The organism is Shewanella sp. NIFS-20-20, assembly GCF_019209865.1.
Classification (GTDB): Bacteria; Pseudomonadota; Gammaproteobacteria; order Enterobacterales; family Shewanellaceae; genus Shewanella.
This window is the reverse complement of the sequence record NZ_JAHUTT010000115.1, coordinates 1-1,950: the sequence shown is the minus strand read 5'-3', so window position 1 is coordinate 1,950 and position 1,950 is coordinate 1. Positions and strand designations below refer to the sequence as shown.

The 1,950-nt window shown below is 46.3% G+C and carries 1 protein-coding gene; it reads right to left on the bottom strand.

The genetic code is table 11. From position 1 onward, the window contains the following. Window positions 1-113 precede the first annotated feature (113 nt). Window positions 114-1,574 carry a GEVED domain-containing protein gene (locus tag KU855_RS18635; RefSeq protein WP_218532784.1) on the bottom strand — a complete coding sequence of 487 codons (1,461 nt, stop codon included), beginning with the start codon at window positions 1,572-1,574 and terminating at the stop codon, window positions 114-116. Between the last annotated feature and the right edge of the window lie 376 nt (window positions 1,575-1,950).

The following is a 1,950-nucleotide window of genomic DNA, read 5'->3' as shown; positions in this document are numbered from 1 at the left end:
TAGCTAACGTCAAGGCAATGAACAAAGTCATAAGACTAGGTATGCCTGTTAGTTACCGAGTTGAGTAATTAGAGTAAGTGTCATTAGATCAGTACGTTACGTGAACCATTTGATCAACAACGCCCTTTATAAGTCTCAGTGACTCGCAGAAACATCACCACATCATTCATATCGTAATCTGCGGTATAGGGGTAACTGTCTTCATAAGCTAAGGTCACATAACCTGTGCTCGATGGAAAATGCTGATGGCGAGTATTGGCATCACTAATCGTCACCGGATGATCTTCAACTTCACCTGAGGTAGAGCCACCGTCGGCATCCAAACCGGTTTGCTGACTAAAGCGAAACCGTCCCCAACTATCGCCGCCGAGGGCGGTAATTGGCGCTTCGACAAACAAGATGTTTTGGCCCGCTTCTAATGGATAATCGCTGAAAATTTTGTCTTGAGGATCGTTAAATTCACCATCACCGCCCCAATCAATCCATGCCGATAAATAGCCTGACGTCGAAGCATAGGCAGTGACACGGCTATCAAGCCCAGGCGCAATGGCGGTGACGAAACCAATGCCATCTTCGTCATCAACCCCAAGGGTATCATCGGAAATGGGGGATATGGCGCCGTCCTGATCACCGTCAACCACCGTAAGCCCAAGCCAGGTGATACCGTCCAATTGATGGCGAGGGCCATTATCTGACAGTAAGGTGCCATAAGATGCTGGCGCATCGCCAAAGTCTATTGTGGAGTCTTCATCAATCACTGGGGCTTTGGCGCAGCGGGCTCCATCGTTTTGATTCGATGATGGCCCATCGGCAAATTCCACCGCCAACACATCACCCGAGTCTAAATTTGAGTTCGCCAGTGATAAATCGATGCGGTAAATTTTTCCGCCCTCGCGGATCACCACGCCATTACTCATTACATCCGCATTGCGCGACACATAAAAATAGCCATCACGATCAAAGTAGCCCGCCCCAAAGGTGCCCTTTTGGCCGGTGTCACCCACTAGGGTTTCTTGACCATTGGCAATATCAAATTCGTAGAGAAAACCACTGCCATTATCGACTCCATACAGTTTGCCGTTGCCTGGATGAAAGGCGAAATCTGTTAACGACACCACCGCACGACTAGTGATCTTCTCCACCACTAATAGCGCATTAGGATCGCTATCTAATGGCGATAAATCGATTTTGAACAGCCCTTTTCCTTGGCGGTACAAATAAAATATATGGTTAATCACGTCGCCAACGTAAAAGGTATGATCCTGAGGGAGGTTACTGGTATTGACCGGTTCAACTTGAAAATCTTGGCCCAGTCTCACAATCTGTTTATTGCTGGTGTCGTACCCGTAGATGTAGCGGTCAGCTTCATCAAACCCGACCGCATTGATATTCGCACTAGAGCCAGTATCACCTTGTAGTAATTGTGTCTCACCGGTCACTAAGTTGACACCGTAGACTTGCACTGGCTGTGATTGGAACAAGTAAGCTTTACTTGGACAGGTATCAAACGGAGCGGCGGCCAATGAACTGCTCAATAACATAGCTACACTCATGGAAACAGGAAGTATATTCATAGCGGTGTCCTAATCGTTGATATGACTTTAGGACATCAATTACTATGCCAATATATTTAAGTGCTTATAATCAATACCTTAACTGTATTTAGTCGTAATTTATTCCCAATCCGCAATCAAACGGATGCAGATTGCAATGCACAATCAATCACCCGCCCCCTGAACTAAAGAATCACCTTCTGACACCAAGCTCGTTCCGAGCCCCGTAATCATGATAACGACCGCTTGCGTAAAAAAATAACCCAGCAATGCTTAATGCCGTTCACTTAGTGTGAACGGCATTTTTCTTAGACTTAATGGGATACTTGTTTTTACTCATTTTTAACGCACGTGGATAGGCCCTATCCCGTTTCCCATCAAGCTTGAACTGTCTCGC

Excerpts from the sequence above, each read along its gene's own strand:
- KU855_RS18635 (WP_218532784.1), bottom strand. The coding sequence starts at position 1,574 with ATGAATATACTTCCTGTTTCCATGAGTGTAGCTATGTTATTGAGCAGT.